The organism is Pseudomonas sp. LAM2023 (assembly GCF_016620375.1).
Classification (GTDB): domain Bacteria; phylum Pseudomonadota; class Gammaproteobacteria; order Pseudomonadales; family Pseudomonadaceae; genus Aquipseudomonas; species Aquipseudomonas anuradhapurensis.
On the sequence record NZ_JAENHV010000017.1, the window covers coordinates 158,936 to 175,704 of the forward strand.

The 16,769-nt window shown below is 64.0% G+C and carries 14 protein-coding genes; 11 read left to right on the forward strand and 3 right to left on the reverse strand.

Annotated elements, in window-relative coordinates:
* The first annotated feature begins 207 nt into the window (after positions 1-207).
* The 6 genes from gcvH (at position 208) to JKP78_RS10710 (ending at position 7,245) form a co-directional block, all read left to right on the forward strand.
* A complete protein-coding gene (gene gcvH, locus JKP78_RS10685) occupies positions 208-591 on the forward strand; it encodes a glycine cleavage system protein GcvH (RefSeq protein ID WP_200626646.1) in 384 nt (127 codons plus the stop codon).
* Positions 592-602: 11 nt separating this feature from the next.
* The gene (gene gcvP, locus JKP78_RS10690) at positions 603-3,458 is read left to right on the forward strand and encodes an aminomethyl-transferring glycine dehydrogenase (protein ID WP_200626647.1); all 2,856 of its coding nucleotides are present in this window, start codon (positions 603-605) and stop codon (positions 3,456-3,458) included.
* 111 nt (positions 3,459-3,569) lie between these two features.
* Positions 3,570-4,946, forward strand: a complete 1,377-nt coding sequence (locus JKP78_RS10695; RefSeq protein WP_186686179.1) for an L-serine ammonia-lyase — start codon at positions 3,570-3,572, stop codon at positions 4,944-4,946.
* A gap of 27 nt (positions 4,947-4,973) precedes the next feature.
* The gene (gene gcvT / locus JKP78_RS10700; RefSeq protein WP_186686181.1) at positions 4,974-6,095 is read left to right on the forward strand and encodes a glycine cleavage system aminomethyltransferase GcvT; all 1,122 of its coding nucleotides are present in this window, start codon (positions 4,974-4,976) and stop codon (positions 6,093-6,095) included.
* 358 nt (positions 6,096-6,453) lie between these two features.
* Entirely contained in the window at positions 6,454-6,666 is a 213-nt protein-coding gene (locus JKP78_RS10705; RefSeq protein ID WP_075043881.1) for a cold-shock protein, read from the forward strand.
* A gap of 90 nt (positions 6,667-6,756) precedes the next feature.
* Positions 6,757-7,245, forward strand: a complete 489-nt coding sequence (locus JKP78_RS10710) for an RDD family protein (RefSeq protein ID WP_186686183.1) — start codon at positions 6,757-6,759, stop codon at positions 7,243-7,245.
* A gap of 117 nt (positions 7,246-7,362) precedes the next feature.
* Here the strand turns inward: JKP78_RS10710 and lptG are convergent, their stop codons facing one another.
* Positions 7,363-8,424: an LPS export ABC transporter permease LptG gene (gene lptG / locus JKP78_RS10715; RefSeq protein ID WP_170028429.1), complete on the reverse strand. Its 1,062-nt coding sequence runs from the start codon at positions 8,422-8,424 to the stop codon at positions 7,363-7,365.
* Complete coding sequence (gene lptF / locus JKP78_RS10720) at positions 8,417-9,532, reverse strand: LPS export ABC transporter permease LptF (protein ID WP_186686185.1); 1,116 nt, start codon at positions 9,530-9,532, stop codon at positions 8,417-8,419. The genes lptG and lptF overlap by 8 nt, the downstream gene beginning before the upstream one ends.
* A 301-nt stretch (positions 9,533-9,833) precedes the next feature.
* Between lptF and JKP78_RS10725 the strand changes: the two genes are divergently transcribed.
* The 5 genes from JKP78_RS10725 to rlmF all read left to right on the forward strand — a co-directional run bounded on the left by JKP78_RS10725 (position 9,834) and on the right by rlmF (position 16,360).
* Positions 9,834-11,327 (forward strand): leucyl aminopeptidase, encoded by a 1,494-nt coding sequence (locus JKP78_RS10725; protein WP_200626648.1) that lies wholly within the window; start codon positions 9,834-9,836, stop codon positions 11,325-11,327.
* Between the two features lie 49 nt (positions 11,328-11,376).
* Entirely contained in the window at positions 11,377-11,805 is a 429-nt protein-coding gene (locus JKP78_RS10730) for a DNA polymerase III subunit chi (protein ID WP_170028426.1), read from the forward strand.
* A 5-nt stretch (positions 11,806-11,810) separates the two neighbouring features.
* Complete coding sequence (locus JKP78_RS10735) at positions 11,811-12,170, forward strand: DNA polymerase III subunit chi (protein ID WP_200626649.1); 360 nt, start codon at positions 11,811-11,813, stop codon at positions 12,168-12,170.
* Between the two features lie 210 nt (positions 12,171-12,380).
* Complete coding sequence (locus JKP78_RS10740; protein WP_200626650.1) at positions 12,381-15,227, forward strand: valine--tRNA ligase; 2,847 nt, start codon at positions 12,381-12,383, stop codon at positions 15,225-15,227.
* 179 nt (positions 15,228-15,406) lie between these two features.
* Complete coding sequence (rlmF, locus tag JKP78_RS10745; protein WP_200626651.1) at positions 15,407-16,360, forward strand: 23S rRNA (adenine(1618)-N(6))-methyltransferase RlmF; 954 nt, start codon at positions 15,407-15,409, stop codon at positions 16,358-16,360.
* 50 nt (positions 16,361-16,410) lie between these two features.
* On the opposite strand, the gene JKP78_RS10750 is transcribed toward rlmF, so the two are convergent.
* A complete protein-coding gene (locus JKP78_RS10750; protein ID WP_112250800.1) occupies positions 16,411-16,692 on the reverse strand; it encodes an HU family DNA-binding protein in 282 nt (93 codons plus the stop codon).
* Positions 16,693-16,769: the final 77 nt, after the last annotated feature.

Below are 16,769 nucleotides of genomic sequence, written 5' to 3' on the forward strand. Positions count from 1 at the left end.
GGACAAGGGTTTGATCCTCCAACGCTTTTCCCGTAACGATTGCGTGTAGCGTTTTCATTCCACCGTGAACACAACAAGCGCCAACAAAAAACATAACCAATTGATTTAAAAGGTTTTTATTTGATTGGCCGCATTTTTGCTAAGGGAATCCCAACCCAAGAGCGCGGAACCACCGCGCCCAACGCCCCTGCTTCCCGAGGATTCCCCATGAGCGAGTTGCGTTTCACTGAAGATCACGAATGGCTGCGCGTCGAAGCCGATGGCAGCGTTACCGTGGGCATTACCGCCTACGCGCAGAATGCCCTTGGCGATGTGGTTTTCGTGCAACTGCCAGAGTTGCAGCAGTATGAGAAAGGCAGCGAAGCGTCCACCGTCGAGTCGGTCAAGGCCGCCAGCGGCGTGTACATGCCGCTGACCGGTGAAGTGGTGCAGGTCAATGGCCAGCTTGAAGACAGCCCGGAACTGGTCAACGAAGACCCGCTGGGTGAAGGCTGGTTCTTCCGCTTCATTCCCGCCGATGCCAGCGCCGTAGCCGCCCTGCTCGACCAGGACGCCTACAACCGCCTGATCAAAGCCAACGACGACGCCTGAGGACCTGCGCCATGACGATCAACCTCGGCACCGCCAACGAATTCATCGCCCGTCACATCGGCCCGCGTGCCGCTGACGAACAAGCCATGCTGGCCGCCCTCGGCTTCGACTCGCTGGACGCCATGACCGACGCAGTCATCCCCGCCAGCATCAAGGGCACCAGCGTGCTGGGTGCGCACGGCGGCCACAGCGAAGCCGACGCGCTCGCTGCGCTCAAGGCCATTGCCGGCAAGAACCAGCTGTTCAAGAGCTACATCGGCCAGGGCTACTACAACACCCACACCCCGGCGCCAATCCTGCGCAACCTGCTGGAAAACCCGGCCTGGTACACCGCCTACACCCCCTACCAGCCAGAAATCTCCCAGGGCCGCCTGGAAGCGCTGCTGAACTTCCAGACCCTGATCAGCGACCTGACCGGGCTGCCGATTGCCAACGCCTCGCTGCTCGACGAAGCCACCGCCGCGGCCGAGGCCATGACCTTCTGCAAACGCCTGTCGAAGAACAAGGCCAGCCATGCCTTCTTCGCCTCGGTGCACTGCCACCCGCAAACCCTCGACGTGCTGCGCACCCGTGCCGAGCCGCTGGGTATCGAGATCGTGGTCGGCGACGAGCGCGAACTGGGTGATGTCAGCCCCTTCTTCGGCGCCCTGCTGCAATACCCGGCCAGCAATGGTGAAGTGTTCGACTACCGCGAGGTGGTGCAGCGCTTCCACGCAGCCAATGCGCTGGTCGCCGTGGCCGCCGACCTGCTGGCCCTGACCCTGCTGACCCCGCCGGGTGAGTTCGACGCCGACGTGGCCATCGGCAGCGCCCAGCGCTTCGGCGTGCCACTGGGCTTCGGCGGCCCGCATGCGGCCTACTTCGCCACCCGCGATGCGTTCAAGCGCGACATGCCGGGCCGCCTGGTCGGTGTGTCGATCGACCGCTTCGGCAAGACCGCCCTGCGCCTGGCCATGCAGACCCGCGAGCAGCACATCCGCCGCGAGAAGGCCACCAGCAACATCTGCACCGCCCAGGTGCTGCTGGCCAACATCGCCAGCATGTTCGCCGTGTACCACGGCCCGGCCGGCCTCAAGCGCATCGCCGAACGCACCCATGCGCTGACCGCGATCCTGGCCGCCGGCCTGAAGACACTGGGCCTCCAGGTAGTCGGCAGCAGCGCCTTCGACACCCTCACCCTGGCCACCGGCAGTGCCACCGCCAGCCTGCATGAAAAGGCCCGTGCCCAGGGTATCAACCTGCGCCAGATCGACGCCGAGCACCTCGGCCTGTCGCTTGACGAAACCAGCAGCCAGGCCGATGTCGAAGCCCTGTGGCAGTTGCTCGGTGGCGACCAGGCGCAGCCAGACTTCAACGCCCTGGCCAGCAGCACCGGCTCGCTGCTGCCTGCGGCGCTGCTGCGTCAGTCGGCCATCCTCCAGCACCCGGTATTCAACCGCTACCACAGCGAAACCGAGCTGATGCGCTACCTGCGCCGCCTGGCCGACAAGGACCTGGCGCTGGACCGCAGCATGATCCCGCTGGGCTCGTGCACCATGAAACTCAATGCTGCCAGCGAAATGATCCCGGTCACCTGGGCCGAGTTCGGCAACCTGCACCCGTTCGCCCCGGCCGGGCAGAGCCAGGGCTACCTGCAGCTGACCACCGAGCTGGAGGCCATGCTCTGCGCCGCCACCGGCTATGACGCCGTGTCGCTGCAGCCCAACGCCGGTTCGCAGGGCGAGTACGCCGGCCTGCTGGCCATCCGCGCCTACCACCGCAGCCGTGGCGAAGGCCACCGCGACATCTGCCTGATCCCGTCGTCGGCCCACGGCACCAACCCGGCCACTGCGCACATGGCCGGTATGCGCGTAGTGGTCACCGCCTGTGACGCCCGCGGCAACGTCGATGTCGAGGACCTGCGCGCCAAGGCCATCGAACACCGCGAGCGCCTGGCCGCGATCATGATCACCTACCCGTCGACCCACGGCGTGTTCGAGGAAGCGATCGGCGAAATCTGCGCGATCATCCACGACAACGGCGGCCAGGTGTACATCGACGGCGCCAACATGAACGCCATGGTCGGCCTGTGCGCGCCGGGCAAGTTCGGTGGCGATGTTTCCCACCTGAACCTGCACAAGACCTTCTGCATCCCGCACGGCGGCGGCGGCCCAGGTGTCGGCCCGATCGGCGTCAAGTCGCACCTGGCACCGTTCCTGCCCGGCCACGCGCAGCTCGACAACACCGCAGGCGCGGTATGTGCCGCACCGTTCGGCAGCGCCAGCATCCTGCCGATCACCTGGATGTACATTCGCATGATGGGCGGTGCCGGCCTCAAGCGTGCCTCGCAGATGGCGATCCTCAACGCCAACTACATCGCTCGCCGCCTGGAAGAGCACTATCCTGTTCTGTACACCGGCGGCAATGGCCTGGTGGCCCACGAGTGCATCCTCGACCTGCGCCCGCTGAAGGACACCAGCGGCATCAGCGTCGACGATGTGGCCAAGCGCCTGATCGACTTCGGTTTCCACGCCCCGACCATGTCCTTCCCGGTGGCCGGTACGTTGATGATCGAACCGACCGAAAGCGAGTCCAAGGAAGAACTGGACCGCTTCTGCGACGCGATGATCCAGATCCGCGAAGAAATCCGCGCGGTCGAGAACGGCAGCCTGGACAAGGACGACAACCCGCTGAAGAACGCGCCGCACACGGCGGCCGAGCTGGTTGGCGAATGGGCCCACGGCTACAGCCGCGAGCAGGCGGTGTACCCGCTGCCGAGCCTGGTGGAAGGCAAGTACTGGCCGCCGGTCGGTCGGGTCGACAACGTGTTCGGCGACCGCAACCTGGTCTGCGCCTGCCCGTCGATCGAGAGCTATCAGGACGCCTGATAGCCCTCGGGCCCGCTACCTTGCTTGAGGTGTGGGCCTCTGTGGGAGCGGGCGTGCCCGCTCCCACAGGGTTCACCAAATCCGCCCAATATTCCTGGCTGGAGGTCTCCCATGTCACTGAGCGTCTTCGACCTGTTCAAGATCGGCATCGGCCCCTCCAGCTCCCACACGGTCGGCCCGATGCGCGCTGCAGCACGGTTCGCCGAGGGGCTGCGCCGTGATGGCCTGCTCGCCCGTACCCGCAGCGTCAAAGCCGAGCTGTATGGCTCGCTGGGCGCCACCGGCAAGGGCCACGGCAGCGACAAGGCCGTGCTGCTGGGCCTTGAAGGCGAACACCCCGACAGCGTCGATACCGACACCATCCCCGCCCGCCTGCAGGCGATCCGCGACAGCGGCCGGATCAACCTGCTCGGCGAGCGCAGCATCGCGTTCGTCGAAAAACAGCACCTGGCGATGATCCGCAAACCACTGGACTACCACCCCAACGGCATGATCTTCCGCGCCTTCGACGAAGCCGGCCTGCAGATCCGCAGCCGCGAGTACTACTCGGTGGGCGGTGGTTTCGTGGTTGACGAGGATGCCGCCGGCCACGACCGCATCGTCGAGGACAGTACGCCACTGCTCTACCCGTTCAAGACCGCCAAGGAGCTGCTCGGCCATTGCACCGCGCAAAACCTGTCGATAAGCCAGGTGATGCTGGCCAACGAAGCGGCCTGGCGCCCGGAGGCGCAAACCCGTGCCGGCCTGCTGCGCATCTGGCAGGTGATGCAGGGCTGCGTGGACGCCGGGTGCCGGCATGAAGGCATCCTGCCGGGCGGGCTGAAGGTCAAGCGCCGGGCACCGGCGCTGTACCGCCAGTTGAGCGGCCACCCGGAAGCCAGCCTGCGCGATGCCCTGTCGGTACTCGACTGGGTCAACCTCTACGCCCTGGCCGTGAACGAGGAAAACGCCAACGGCGGGCGCGTGGTCACCGCGCCCACCAATGGTGCCGCGGGAATCGTGCCGGCGGTGCTGCACTACTACATGCGCTTTGTGCCAGGCGCCAGCGAAGACGGGGTGGTGCGCTTCCTGCTCACCGCCGCGGCGATCGGCATCCTGTACAAGGAAAACGCCTCCATCTCCGGCGCCGAAGTGGGCTGCCAGGGCGAGGTCGGCGTGGCCTGCTCGATGGCCGCCGGGGCGCTGTGCGAGGTGATGGGTGGTAGCGTGCAGCAAGTGGAAAACGCCGCCGAAATCGGCATGGAACATAACCTGGGCCTGACCTGCGACCCGATTGGCGGGCTGGTCCAGGTGCCTTGCATCGAGCGCAACGCCATGGGCTCGGTGAAGGCGATCAATGCGGTGCGCATGGCCTTGCGCGGCGACGGGCAGCACTACGTGTCGCTCGACAAGGTGATCCGTACCATGCGCCAGACCGGCGCCGACATGAAAAGCAAATACAAAGAGACCGCCCGAGGCGGCCTGGCCGTCAACATCATCGAATGTTGACCCGACAACTACAGCAAGGAGTCACCGATGTCCGAAACACTGCTCAAGACCCCGCTGCACGCCCTGCACCTGGAACTGGGTGCGCGCATGGTGCCGTTCGCCGGCTACGACATGCCAGTGCAGTACCCGCTGGGCGTGCTCAAGGAGCACCTGCACACCCGCGAGCAGGCCGGCCTGTTCGATGTCTCGCACATGGGCCAGATCAAGCTGCACGGCAGCGACGCCGCCAAGGCCCTGGAAAGCCTGGTGCCGGTGGATATCCTCGACCTGCCGGTAGGCATGCAGCGCTATGCCATGTTCACCAATGAGCAAGGCGGTATCCTCGACGACCTGATGGTCGCCAACCTGGGCAACGACACCCTGTTCCTGGTAGTCAACGCTGCCTGCAAGGACCAGGACCTGGCCCACCTGCGAGCGCATATCGGTGGCCGCTGCGAGGTGCAAGCGCTGTTCGAGGAGCGTGCCCTGCTGGCCCTGCAAGGCCCGGCGGCAGCCGAGGTGCTGGCGCGCCTGGCCCCGGAAGTAGCCAGCATGACCTTCATGCAGTTCCGCACAGTAAAGTTGCTGGGTGAAGACTGCTACGTCAGCCGCTCGGGGTATACCGGCGAAGACGGCTACGAGATTTCGGTACCGGCACACGCTGCCGAAGCCCTGGCCCGTCGCCTGCTGGCCGAGCCGCAAGTGCAGCCGATCGGCCTGGGCGCGCGCGACTCGCTGCGCCTGGAAGCCGGCCTGTGCCTGTACGGCCACGACATGAACAGCGAAACCACCCCGGTCGAAGCCAGCCTGCTGTGGGCCATTTCCAAGGTACGCCGTGCCGATGGCGCGCGTGCCGGTGGCTTCCCTGGGGCCGAGCACATCTTCGCCCAGCAGCGCGATGGCGTGCCGCGCAAACGCGTGGGCCTGTTGCCGCAGGAACGTACGCCAGTACGCGAAGGCGCTGACATTGTCGATGCCAACGATCACCCGGTAGGCAAAGTGTGCAGTGGCGGCTTTGGCCCGACACTCGGCGCACCGGTCGCAATGGGTTATATCGATAGCGAACATGCAGCAATCGACACGCCACTGTTTGCCGTGGTGCGTGGCAAGAAGGTGGCTTTGAAAGTCAGTAAAATGCCTTTCGTGGCGCAACGTTACTACCGAGGCTGAAGCCGTTTTGTGAAGCGTGCAGCCAGGTTCGGCTTATTCGTTTCCGAACCTGCCTAATAACTTTTGAACATGGCGCCAGGCCAGGCGCCATGCCGTTTCCGACAAACTGGTCGGTTATCGGCAAACGGCCGATTTTCCAGACGACCAAGGGCTTGTTTTTCGCTCGGGAGTTGGCGTAGAGTCACTGCACTGTGTTTGCATGGGTCGCAACAGTTCGTGACCTGGGCCAGTAGCCGCAATCTGCTACAACCCGTTTGACGTCTCTTACTTTCCTGCAACCCAGCCCAGTAATCTTTTGCTTACTATTTATTGCAAAAGAAACTGTCATCAAAATTCAAGCTTCATAGGAAATAAGACAATGGCTGAGCGTCAGAACGGTACCGTCAAGTGGTTCAATGACGAAAAAGGTTACGGTTTCATCACCCCAGAAAGCGGTGCTGATCTGTTCGTGCACTTCCGCGCTATTGAAGGCAACGGCTTCAAGAGCCTGAAAGAAGGCCAGAAGGTCTCCTTCGAAGCAGTGCAGGGCCAGAAAGGCCTACAAGCTGACAAAGTTCAGGTCATCGGCTAAGCTGAGCCCGACTTCGAAAAAGCCCCTGCCAAGTGCAGGGGCTTTTTTTTGCCCGTAGAATATCGGCTTCGTCTTCTGGAGCCGTTCTGCATGTCCAAGCCTCTGCTCACACCCCAGGGTGATTTTCCGCCGGTCGGCCTGGGCCGGCGCCTGGCGGCGATGTTCTACGACTTTTTGCTGTGCACGGCACTACTGATCGTGACCGCTGGCGCCTACAAGATGATCCAGATGGCAATCATCGGCGAAGCACGCATGCGCGAGCTGACCGAGGCCGGTGCGCTGGATGGCGACCCGCTGCTGTCGACGCTACTGCTGTTTGCCCTGTTCGGCTTTTTTGCCAAGTTCTGGACCCATGGCGGGCAGACCCTGGGCATGCAGGTGTGGGGGGTGCGGGTGCAGAACGCCGATGGCACGGCCATCAGCCTGTGGCAGGCGCTGTTGCGCTTCGTGGTGTCGATCGCCTCATGGCTGTGCCTGGGGCTGGGTTTCTTCTGGGCGTTGATCGACAAGCGCAAGCGCGGCTGGCATGACATCTATTCGGAAAGCCAGCTGGTGCGGGTGCCGAAGCAGAACAAATGAGCTGAGACCTGTATTGCCTGCTTCCAGCCTATTCGCGGGCACGCCCGCGAAGAAGCCAACACAAATGCCAGCAAAAAGCCGACCCTGAGGTCGGCTTTTTTTGTACGGTTCAGGCCATTACCCCGCCCGGCGCAACAGCCACATCCCTGCCAACGCACAGATGCCGGCCGGGATCACCACCGCCAACAGCGGTGGGAAGCCGAACACCTGGCTCGATGGCCCCAGCAGGTCCTGGGCAATGCGGAACACGAAGCCCACCAGCACACCGGTGAACACGCGCTGGCCAAGGGTCACCGAACGCAGCGGGCCGAAGATGAACGAGATCGCCATCAGCACCAGCGCCGCGGTCACCATCGGTTGCAGCACCTTGGTCCAGAACGCCAGCCAGTAACGGGCGTTGTTCAGGCCCTGGTCGGACAAGTAGTGGATGTAATCCCACAAGCCGGTAATCGATAGCGACTCAGGCGCCAGGATCACGGTATTGAGCAATTGCGGGGTGAGCGAAACGTCCCAGCGCTCCTGCGGTGTGTTCACCACTTCGGTATGGTCACCACGGAAGAAGGTGGTGCGCACGTCGGCAAGCAGCCAGTGATCGTCCTGGTATTGGGCTCGGCGGGCGAAACTCGAAGTGACGATCTTGCGTTCGCTGTCGAAGCGGTAGCGGGTCACGCCCAGCAGCAGGCCGTTGGGCTGCACGGCGTTGATGTGCACGAACTCGTCACCCTGGCGGTGCCACATGCCACGCTTGGAGCTTTGTGCCTCACCCCCACCCTGGGCCAGCGAACGGTCGGCCTGGGCCTTGTTCTCGGTCACCGGTGCCACGTATTCGCCGATCAGCAGGCCGACCAGCATCAGCACCAGCATCGGCTTCATCACCGCCCAGACGATGCGGCCGATCGATACCCCGGCAGCACGCATGATGGTCAGTTCGCTGCTGCTGGCCAGGCTGCCCAGGCCAATCAGGCAACCGATCAGGGCGGCCATCGGCAGCATTTCGTACAGGCGCCGTGGGGCGGTCAGCAAAACGAAGTTGCCCGCCTCCATCACCGTGTAGGTATCGCTCAGGTCGCTCATTTCATCAATGAAGGCGAACAGCGAGGCCAGGCCAAGGATGATGCCCAGTACGGCGAGAATGGCCAGCAGCACGCTCTGGCCGATGTAACGGTCGAGCTTAGCCATGGGCCACCTCCGCACGGCGGGCGGCGCGCTTGAGGCGCAGCGGCTCCCAGTACATCAGGCCCAGGCCGATCAGCAGGAACAGGCCGTGGACCCACCACATGCCCAGGGCGATCGGCAACTTGCCCTTTTCGAGGGCGCCGCGTGTGGAAATCAGCATTGTCAGGTAGGCCATGTACAGAAGAATTGCCGGCAGCAGCTTGAGGAAGCGGCCCTGGCGCGGGTTCACGCGGGACAGCGGTACCGCCAGCAAGGTGACCACGAACACCAGGATGGGCAGCGACAGGCGCCATTGCAGCTCGGCACGCTCACGCAGGCCCGGCTTGCCGATCAGCTCGGAGGTGGGGATGGCTTCGCGCTCGGTCACTTCCTCGCTGACCTCCGGCTTGGGCAGCAGCACGCCGTAGGTGTCGTACTTGATGGCGCGGTAGTCGGCCTGGCCGGGGTTACCGTCGTAACGGTAGCCGTTTTCCAGCACCAGGTAGCGGTTGCCGTCGGCCTGGATTTCCTGGTGGCCTTTTTCGGCGACCAGCACCGATGGAGCGCGGTCCTTGGTCTTGTCCTGGTTGAAGCGCTTCTCGGAGATGAACACCCCGGCCAGGTTGATGCGATCGTCAGACAACTGTTCGGTGTAGGTCACCCGCGAACCATCGCGCAGGGTCTGGAAGCGGCCCGGCACCAGGGTGTCGAACTCGGTCAGGGCATCCTGCTGGCTGATGATCTGCTGCACCTGGGCAACGCCCTGCGGCGCCAGGCTCAGGCTCAGCCAGGCCACCAGCAGGGCAACCAGGGCGGCCGGCGCCATGGTCAGGCCGAGCAAGCGCTGCTGGCTCATGCCAGTGGCCGACAGCACGGTCATCTCGCTTTCCAGGTACAGGCGCCCGTACGCCAGGAGAATGCCGAGGAACAGCCCCAAAGGCAGGATCAGCTGCAGGAAACCCGGCAGGCGGAAGCCCATGATCAGGAACAGCACGCTCGGGTCGAGCACACCCTGGGCAGCCTGGGCCAGGTACTTGATGAAGCGCCCGCTCATGATGATCACCAGCAGCACGGCGCTGACGGCGCTCAAGGTCACCAGGACCTCGCGGGACAGATAACGAAAGACGATCAAACCAGACACTCCTGGGTTGTCAGGGCGGACTGCCAAGCAATGGCGCCAGACAATGACTTAGTACATCCAAGACCAATGCCGGTTCGCCAAAGGCGAACCTCCATGTAAAGTGCGCGCATTATCCTGTGATTGAACGCCCCTGTCACTTCGCTGCGCATGAAGGCGTACAACGGGGTTGTCAGCACGCTTGCCGCAGGCTCAAACTGGCAGCTTTTCCGCTGGCGCGCGATAACGCAGCCAGGCCCGTCCAGAGCGCTGGAGCACACAGCGCCAACTGCATCGATCATTCGGGGATCCTGACATGGAACTGGTTGTAAAAAGCGTAGCTGCTGCATCCGTAAAAACCGCCACCCTGGTCATTCCGGTAGGTGAAAACAGCAAGCTCGGCGCCGTGGCCAAGGCCGTCGACCAGGCCAGCGAAGGCGCTATCGGTGCCGTGCTCAAGCGTGGCGACCTGGCCGGCAAGCCGGGCCAGACCCTGCTGCTGCAGAGTGTCCCCGGGCTGAAGGCCGAACGCGTGCTGCTGGTGGGCAGCGGCAAGGACGAAGCCCTGGGCGACCGCGCCTGGCGCAAACTGGTCAGCAGCGTCGCCGGCGTGCTCAAGGGCCTGAACGGCAGCGATGCAGTGCTGGCCCTGGATGACATTGCGGTCAACAACCGCGACGCCCACTACGGCAAATACCGCCTGCTGGCCGAAACCCTGCTCGATGGCGAATACACGTTCGACCGCTTCAAAAGCCAGAAGGCCGAGCCTCGCGCCCTGAAAAAGGTCACCCTGCTGGCCGACAAGGCCGGCCAGGCCGACGTCGAGCGCGCGGTCAAGCACGCCAGTGCCATCGCCACCGGCATGGCCTTCACCCGCGACCTCGGCAACCTGCCGCCCAACCTGTGCCACCCAAGCTTCCTCGCCGAACAGGCCAAGGACCTGGGCAAGGCGCACAAGGCGCTGAAGGTCGAGGTACTGGACGAGAAGAAGATCAAGGACCTGGGCATGGGCGCGTTCTACGCCGTCGGCCAGGGCAGCGACCAGCCGCCACGCCTGATCGTGCTCAACTACCAGGGCGGCAAGAAAGCCGAAAAGCCGTTCGTGCTGGTTGGCAAGGGCATTACTTTCGACACCGGCGGCATCAGCCTCAAGCCAGGTGCCGGCATGGATGAGATGAAATACGACATGTGCGGTGCGGCCAGCGTGCTCGGCACCCTGCGTGCGGTGCTCGAGCTGCAACTGCCGATCAACCTGGTGTGCCTGCTGGCCTGTGCCGAAAACATGCCGAGCGGCGGCGCCACCCGCCCGGGTGACATCGTCACCACCATGAGCGGCCAGACCGTGGAAATCCTCAACACCGACGCCGAAGGCCGCCTGGTGCTGTGCGACACCCTGACCTACGCCGAACGCTTCAAGCCCCAGGCGGTGATCGACATCGCCACCCTCACCGGCGCCTGCATCGTCGCCCTGGGCAGCCACACCTCCGGCCTGATGGGCAACAATGACGACCTGGTCGGCCAGTTGCTCGACGCCGGCAAGCGCGCCGACGACCGCGCCTGGCAGCTGCCGCTGTTCGATGAATACCAGGAGCAGCTGGACAGCCCGTTCGCCGACATGGGCAACATCGGTGGGCCGAAAGCCGGCACCATCACCGCCGGCTGCTTCCTGTCGCGCTTCGCCAAGGCCTACGACTGGGCGCACCTGGACATCGCCGGCACGGCCTGGGTCAGCGGTGGCAAGGACAAGGGCGCCACCGGCCGCCCGGTGCCCCTGCTGACCCAGTACCTGCTGGACCGCGCTGGCGCCTGACGCCGTGCAGCCGGTGGCGCCTCGTGCGCCATCGGCCGGCGATACCACCATGAGCAAAGTCGATTTCTACATCCTGCCCACCGACGCACTGTCGGCGCGCCTGGACTTCGCCTGCAAGCTGTGTGAAAAGGCCTGGCGCCTCGGCCACCGGGTCTACCTGCATTGCCAGGATGCCGACCAGCGCGACCAGCTGGACCAACGCCTGTGGCACTTCAAGGGCGAAGCTTTCGTGCCTCACGACCTGGCAGAGGTGCACGCCGACGCGCGCGTGGCCCTAGGCCTGGCCGACGACGCCGGCGACCATCGCGACCTGCTGATCAACCTGGGCGCCGGCGTGCCGGGCTTCGTCGGCCAGTTCGAGCGCATCGCCGAGATCGTCGTCGAAGAACCTGGCATCCGCCAATCGGCACGTGAGCGATTCCGTTTCTACCGTGAACAGGGCTATGCTCTGCAAGACCACCGCTTACAGCGACTTTGACGACGATGGACAAACCCTCCCCGCTACCCGATTCCGCCCATCTGCTCGATGACCTCGAGTCGATCCGCCAGTTGCTTGGCGATGCCGACCTGCAACCGCCACTGCTGACCGAGACAGTGGAGCAGATCCCACTGCTGCTGGAAGAAGCGCCCGGCAACCCCGCGCCTGCGGCCGAACCGGTCGAGCCCGAAGACGATCCGCAGACCCGCCGCCAGGATACCCTGCTGCACCTGGAAAGCGAGCTGCGTGCCGCGGCGCAGATGATCATGCAGGACGTGATCAACGACTTTACCCCGCATATCGAGAACGAGATCAAACGCCGGCTGGATGCGCGGATCGAGCGGTTGATCAAGCGTTCCGAGTAAAACCGAAATTCGGCGGTACCTTCTTCGCGGGTAAACCCGCTCCCACAGGACCGGCGCAAGCTTTGAGACTTGCGCCGGTCCTGTGGGAGCGGGTTTACCCGCGAATAGGCCATCCCTGCCGTGCCAGATAGCAGCAGCTTGTCGCCTGCGGCCCCCAGCTTGGTTATACTTCCCGGCTTTCCCGAATAAATGCACAGGGTCCCGCCGCGCATGGATAAGACCTACCAGCCGCACGCCATCGAAACTTCCTGGTACAACACCTGGGAGTCCGAGAATTATTTCGCCCCACAAGGTGCAGGCGAGTCCTACACCATCATGATCCCGCCGCCGAACGTGACCGGCAGCCTGCACATGGGCCACGGCTTCAACAACGCGATCATGGATGCCCTGATCCGTTTCCGCCGCATGCAAGGCCGCGACACCCTGTGGCAGCCTGGCACCGACCACGCCGGTATCGCCACCCAGATGCTGGTCGAGCGCCAGCTCGAGGCCAAGGGCCAGAACCGCCATGACCTGGGCCGCGAAAAGTTCCTGGAAAAGGTCTGGGAATGGAAGGACCAGTCCGGCGGCAACATCAGCCGCCAGATCCGCCGCCTGGGCTCGTCGGTAGACTGGAGCCGCGAGCGCTTCACCATGGACGACGGCCTGTCCGAAGCGGTCAAGGAAGCCTTCGTGCGCCTGCACGAGGACGGCCTGATCTACCGCGGCAAGCGCCTGGTCAACTGGGACACCAAGCTGCACACGGCCATCTCCGACCTCGAAGTGGAAAACCACGACGAGAAGGGCCACCTGTGGAACCTGCGCTACCCGCTGGCCGATGGCGCCAAGACCGCCGAAGGCAAGGATTACCTGGTCGTCGCCACCACCCGTCCGGAAACCCTGCTGGGTGACGCCGCGGTAGCGGTCAACCCGAACGACGAGCGCTACCAGGCGCTGATCGGCAAGTTCGTCGAACTGCCACTGGTCGGCCGTCGCATCCCGATCATCGCCGACGACTATTGCGATCCCGAGTTCGGTACCGGTTGCGTGAAAATCACCCCGGCCCACGATTTCAACGACTACGAAGTCGGCAAGCGCCACAACCTGCCGCTGCTGAACATCTTCGACAAGAACGCCTTCGTGCTGGCCAGCGCCCAGGCCTTCAACCTCGACGGCAGCGTCAACGAGCAGGTCGACACCCGCCTGCCCGCCCAGTACGCCAACCTCGACCGCTTCGTCGCGCGCAAGCAGATCGTCGCCGACCTGGACGCCCAGGGCCTGCTGGTGAGCATCGACGACCACGCCCTGAAGGTGCCGAAAGGCGACCGTTCGGGCACCGTCATCGAGCCATGGCTGACCGACCAGTGGTACGTCTCCACCAAGCCGTTGGCAGAACCTGCCATCGCTGCCGTGGAAGACGGCCGCATCCAGTTCGTGCCCAAGCAGTACGAGAACATGTATTTCTCCTGGATGCGCGACATCCAGGACTGGTGCATCAGCCGCCAGCTGTGGTGGGGCCACCGTATCCCGGCGTGGTACGACGAGGCCGGCCAGGTCTATGTCGGCCGCAACGAGGCAGAAGTGCGCGCCAAGCACAACCTGGGCGCCGACGTTGCCCTGCGCCAGGACGACGACGTGCTCGACACCTGGTTCAGTTCCGGGCTGTGGACCTTCTCCACCCTGGGCTGGCCGGAGCAGACCGAATTCCTCAAGAAGTTCCACTCCACCGATGTGCTGGTGACCGGCTTCGACATCATCTTCTTCTGGGTTGCGCGCATGATCATGCTGACCATGCACCTGATCAAGAACGAAGACGGCACCCCGCAGGTACCGTTCAAGACCGTGTACGTGCACGGCCTGGTGCGGGACGGCCAGGGCCAGAAGATGTCCAAGTCCAAAGGCAACGTGCTGGACCCGCTGGATATCGTCGACGGCATCACCCTCGACGCCCTGCTGGAAAAACGCACCAGCGGCATGATGCAGCCTAAGTTGGCCGAGAAGATCGCCAAGCAGACCAAGGCCGAGTTCCCTGATGGTATTGCCAGCTACGGCACCGATGCCCTGCGCTTCACCTTCTGCTCGCTGGCCTCCACCGGCCGCGACATCAAGTTCGACATGGGCCGCGTCGAAGGCTACCGCAACTTCTGCAACAAGATCTGGAACGCCGCCCGCTACGTGCTGGACAAGGGCGAGGACTGCGGCCAGAACGGCGAGGCCGTCGAACTGTCGCTGGCCGACCGCTGGATCATCTCGCAGCTGCAGCGCACCGAAGCCGAAGTGACCCGCCAGCTGGAGCAGTTCCGCTTCGACCTGGCCAGCCAGGCACTGTACGAGTTCATCTGGAACCAGTACTGCGACTGGTACCTGGAACTGTCCAAGCCGGTATTGTGGGACGAAAACGCACCGGTCGAGCGCGCCCGTGGCACCCGCCGTACCCTGGTGCGCGTGCTGGAAGTGGCACTGCGCCTGGCGCATCCGTTCATGCCGTTCATCACCGAGGAAATCTGGCAGCGCATCGCGCCGCTGGCCGGCATCAGCGGCAAGACCATCATGCTGCAGCCATGGCCGGTGGCCAATGAAAGCCGCATCGACCCGGCCGCCGAAGGCGACATCGAATGGCTCAAGGAGCTGATGGTCGGCCTGCGCAACATCCGCGCCGAGATGAACATCGGCCCGGGCAAGCCGCTGCCGCTGTTCCTGAAGAACGCCAACGCCGACGACCAGCGTCGCCTGCAGGAAAACGAAGCCCTGCTGAAGAAGCTGGCCAAGGTCGAGTCGTTCACCGTGCTGAGTGATGCCGACGAAGCACCGCTGTCGGCCACCGCCCTGGTCGGTGACCTGCAGGTGCTGGTGCCGATGGCCGGCCTGATCGACAAGGATGCCGAGCTGGCGCGCCTGAACAAGGAAATCCAGCGCCTGCAAGGTGAAGTGGCACGCGTGGGCGGCAAGCTGTCCAACGCTGCCTTCGTCGACAAGGCTCCGCCTGCGGTGATCGAGAAGGAACGCGCCAAGCTGGCCGAGTCCGAACAGGCCCTGGCCAACTTCACCGAGCAGCACGCGCGGATTGCGGCGCTTTAATCACTAGAGAAACAGCTGGGGCCGCTGTGCGGCCCTTTTGCGACACAAGGCCGCTCCTGCAGGGACGGCGCCGGTTTGAAGGGCGCCGCTATCCTGCAGGAGCGGCCTTGTGTCGCGAAAGGGCTGCACAGCAGCCCCAGACTCTATCAGCCACCGCTCGTATAGGGCTGGACACTGTCATGACCCCGAACAAACCCACCCTGCACCCGCGCAACCGCCACCAGGGCCGCTACGACTTCCCCAGCCTGATCAAGGCCCTCCCCGAGCTGGCGCGCTTCACCATCACCAACCCTTACGGCAAGCCCAGCATCGACTTCGCCAACCCCGAAGCCGTACGGGTATTCAACCGCGCCCTGCTCAAGGCCCAATACGGCATCCAGCACTGGGACATCCCGGCCGACTACCTGTGCCCGCCGATCCCCGGCCGCGCCGACTACCTCCACGTGGCCGCCGACCTGTTGGCCGACGACAATGCCGCCGAGATCCCCAAGGGCGCGCAGGTTCGCGTACTGGACATCGGCGTCGGCGCCAACTGCATCTACCCGCTGCTCGGCCACAGCGACTACCGCTGGCGCTTCCTCGGTTCGGACATCGACCCGGTGGCCCTGGCCTCGGCCAAGGCCATCGTCCAGGCCAACCGCCTGGACAAGGCCATCACCCTGCGCCACCAGGCCAACCGTGCCCACATCCTCAGCGGCTTGCTGCAGGAGGACGAACGCTTTGACCTGACCCTGTGCAACCCGCCCTTCCACGCTTCGCGCGACGAAGCCACGCGCGGCAGCCAGCGCAAGTGGAAGAACCTCGGCAAGCAGGACCCCAAGCGCAAGTTGCCGGTGCTGAACTTTGGTGGCCAGAACAATGAACTGTGGTGCGAAGGTGGCGAGATCCGCTTTGTCACCCAGCTGGTTGGCGAAAGCGTGCAGTACGCAGAACGGGTGCTGTGGTTCACCAGCCTGGTGTCCAAGGCCAGCAACCTGCCAGGGATCGAGGCCGCGCTGAAGAAGGCCGGCGCCAAGGCCGTGCGCGTTGCCGAAATGGGCCAGGGGCAGAAACAGAGCCGCATGGTCGCCTGGAGCTTCCTCGACGAGGCGGCACGCCAGGCCTGGCACGCCCGGCGTAGACAACAGGCATGAAAAAACCGCGCCCGGGCAAGCCGGGCGCGGTTTCGTCAAAGCTTCAACAATTACTTGTTGATGGCGTCGGTCAGCACTTTGGCTGGAACGAACTTGACGACTTTCTTGGCAGCGATTTCGATGGCAGCGCCAGTCGACGGGTTGCGGCCGGTACGGGCAGGACGCTCGGTGACTTTCAGCTTGCCGATGCCTGGCAGAGTGATTTCAGCGCCGTTTTCCAGCTGGTCGGCAACGATCTGGCCCAGTTGCTCCAGAGCGTTCTTGGCGGTGGCTTTTGGCGCGGCGATCGATTCGGCGATGTCGGCAATCAGTTGGTCTTTGGTCAATGCCATGGTGGTGTTCCTTCCCTATCAAATTCGATGGTTATGCAGCGGACTAACGACGTTATCGGGCCAGCCCCTGAAAGTGG

Coding starts and splice junctions, on each gene's coding strand:
- gcvH (WP_200626646.1), top strand. CDS start 208: ATGAGCGAGTTGCGTTTCACTGAAGATCACGAATGGCTGCGCGTCGAA.
- gcvP (WP_200626647.1), top strand. CDS start 603: ATGACGATCAACCTCGGCACCGCCAACGAATTCATCGCCCGTCACATC.
- JKP78_RS10695 (WP_186686179.1), top strand. CDS start 3,570: ATGTCACTGAGCGTCTTCGACCTGTTCAAGATCGGCATCGGCCCCTCC.
- gcvT (WP_186686181.1), top strand. CDS start 4,974: ATGTCCGAAACACTGCTCAAGACCCCGCTGCACGCCCTGCACCTGGAA.
- JKP78_RS10705 (WP_075043881.1), top strand. CDS start 6,454: ATGGCTGAGCGTCAGAACGGTACCGTCAAGTGGTTCAATGACGAAAAA.
- JKP78_RS10710 (WP_186686183.1), top strand. CDS start 6,757: ATGTCCAAGCCTCTGCTCACACCCCAGGGTGATTTTCCGCCGGTCGGC.
- lptG (WP_170028429.1), bottom strand. CDS start 8,424: ATGGCTAAGCTCGACCGTTACATCGGCCAGAGCGTGCTGCTGGCCATT.
- JKP78_RS10725 (WP_200626648.1), top strand. CDS start 9,834: ATGGAACTGGTTGTAAAAAGCGTAGCTGCTGCATCCGTAAAAACCGCC.
- JKP78_RS10730 (WP_170028426.1), top strand. CDS start 11,377: ATGAGCAAAGTCGATTTCTACATCCTGCCCACCGACGCACTGTCGGCG.
- JKP78_RS10735 (WP_200626649.1), top strand. CDS start 11,811: ATGGACAAACCCTCCCCGCTACCCGATTCCGCCCATCTGCTCGATGAC.
- JKP78_RS10740 (WP_200626650.1), top strand. CDS start 12,381: ATGGATAAGACCTACCAGCCGCACGCCATCGAAACTTCCTGGTACAAC.
- rlmF (WP_200626651.1), top strand. CDS start 15,407: ATGACCCCGAACAAACCCACCCTGCACCCGCGCAACCGCCACCAGGGC.
- JKP78_RS10750 (WP_112250800.1), bottom strand. CDS start 16,692: ATGGCATTGACCAAAGACCAACTGATTGCCGACATCGCCGAATCGATC.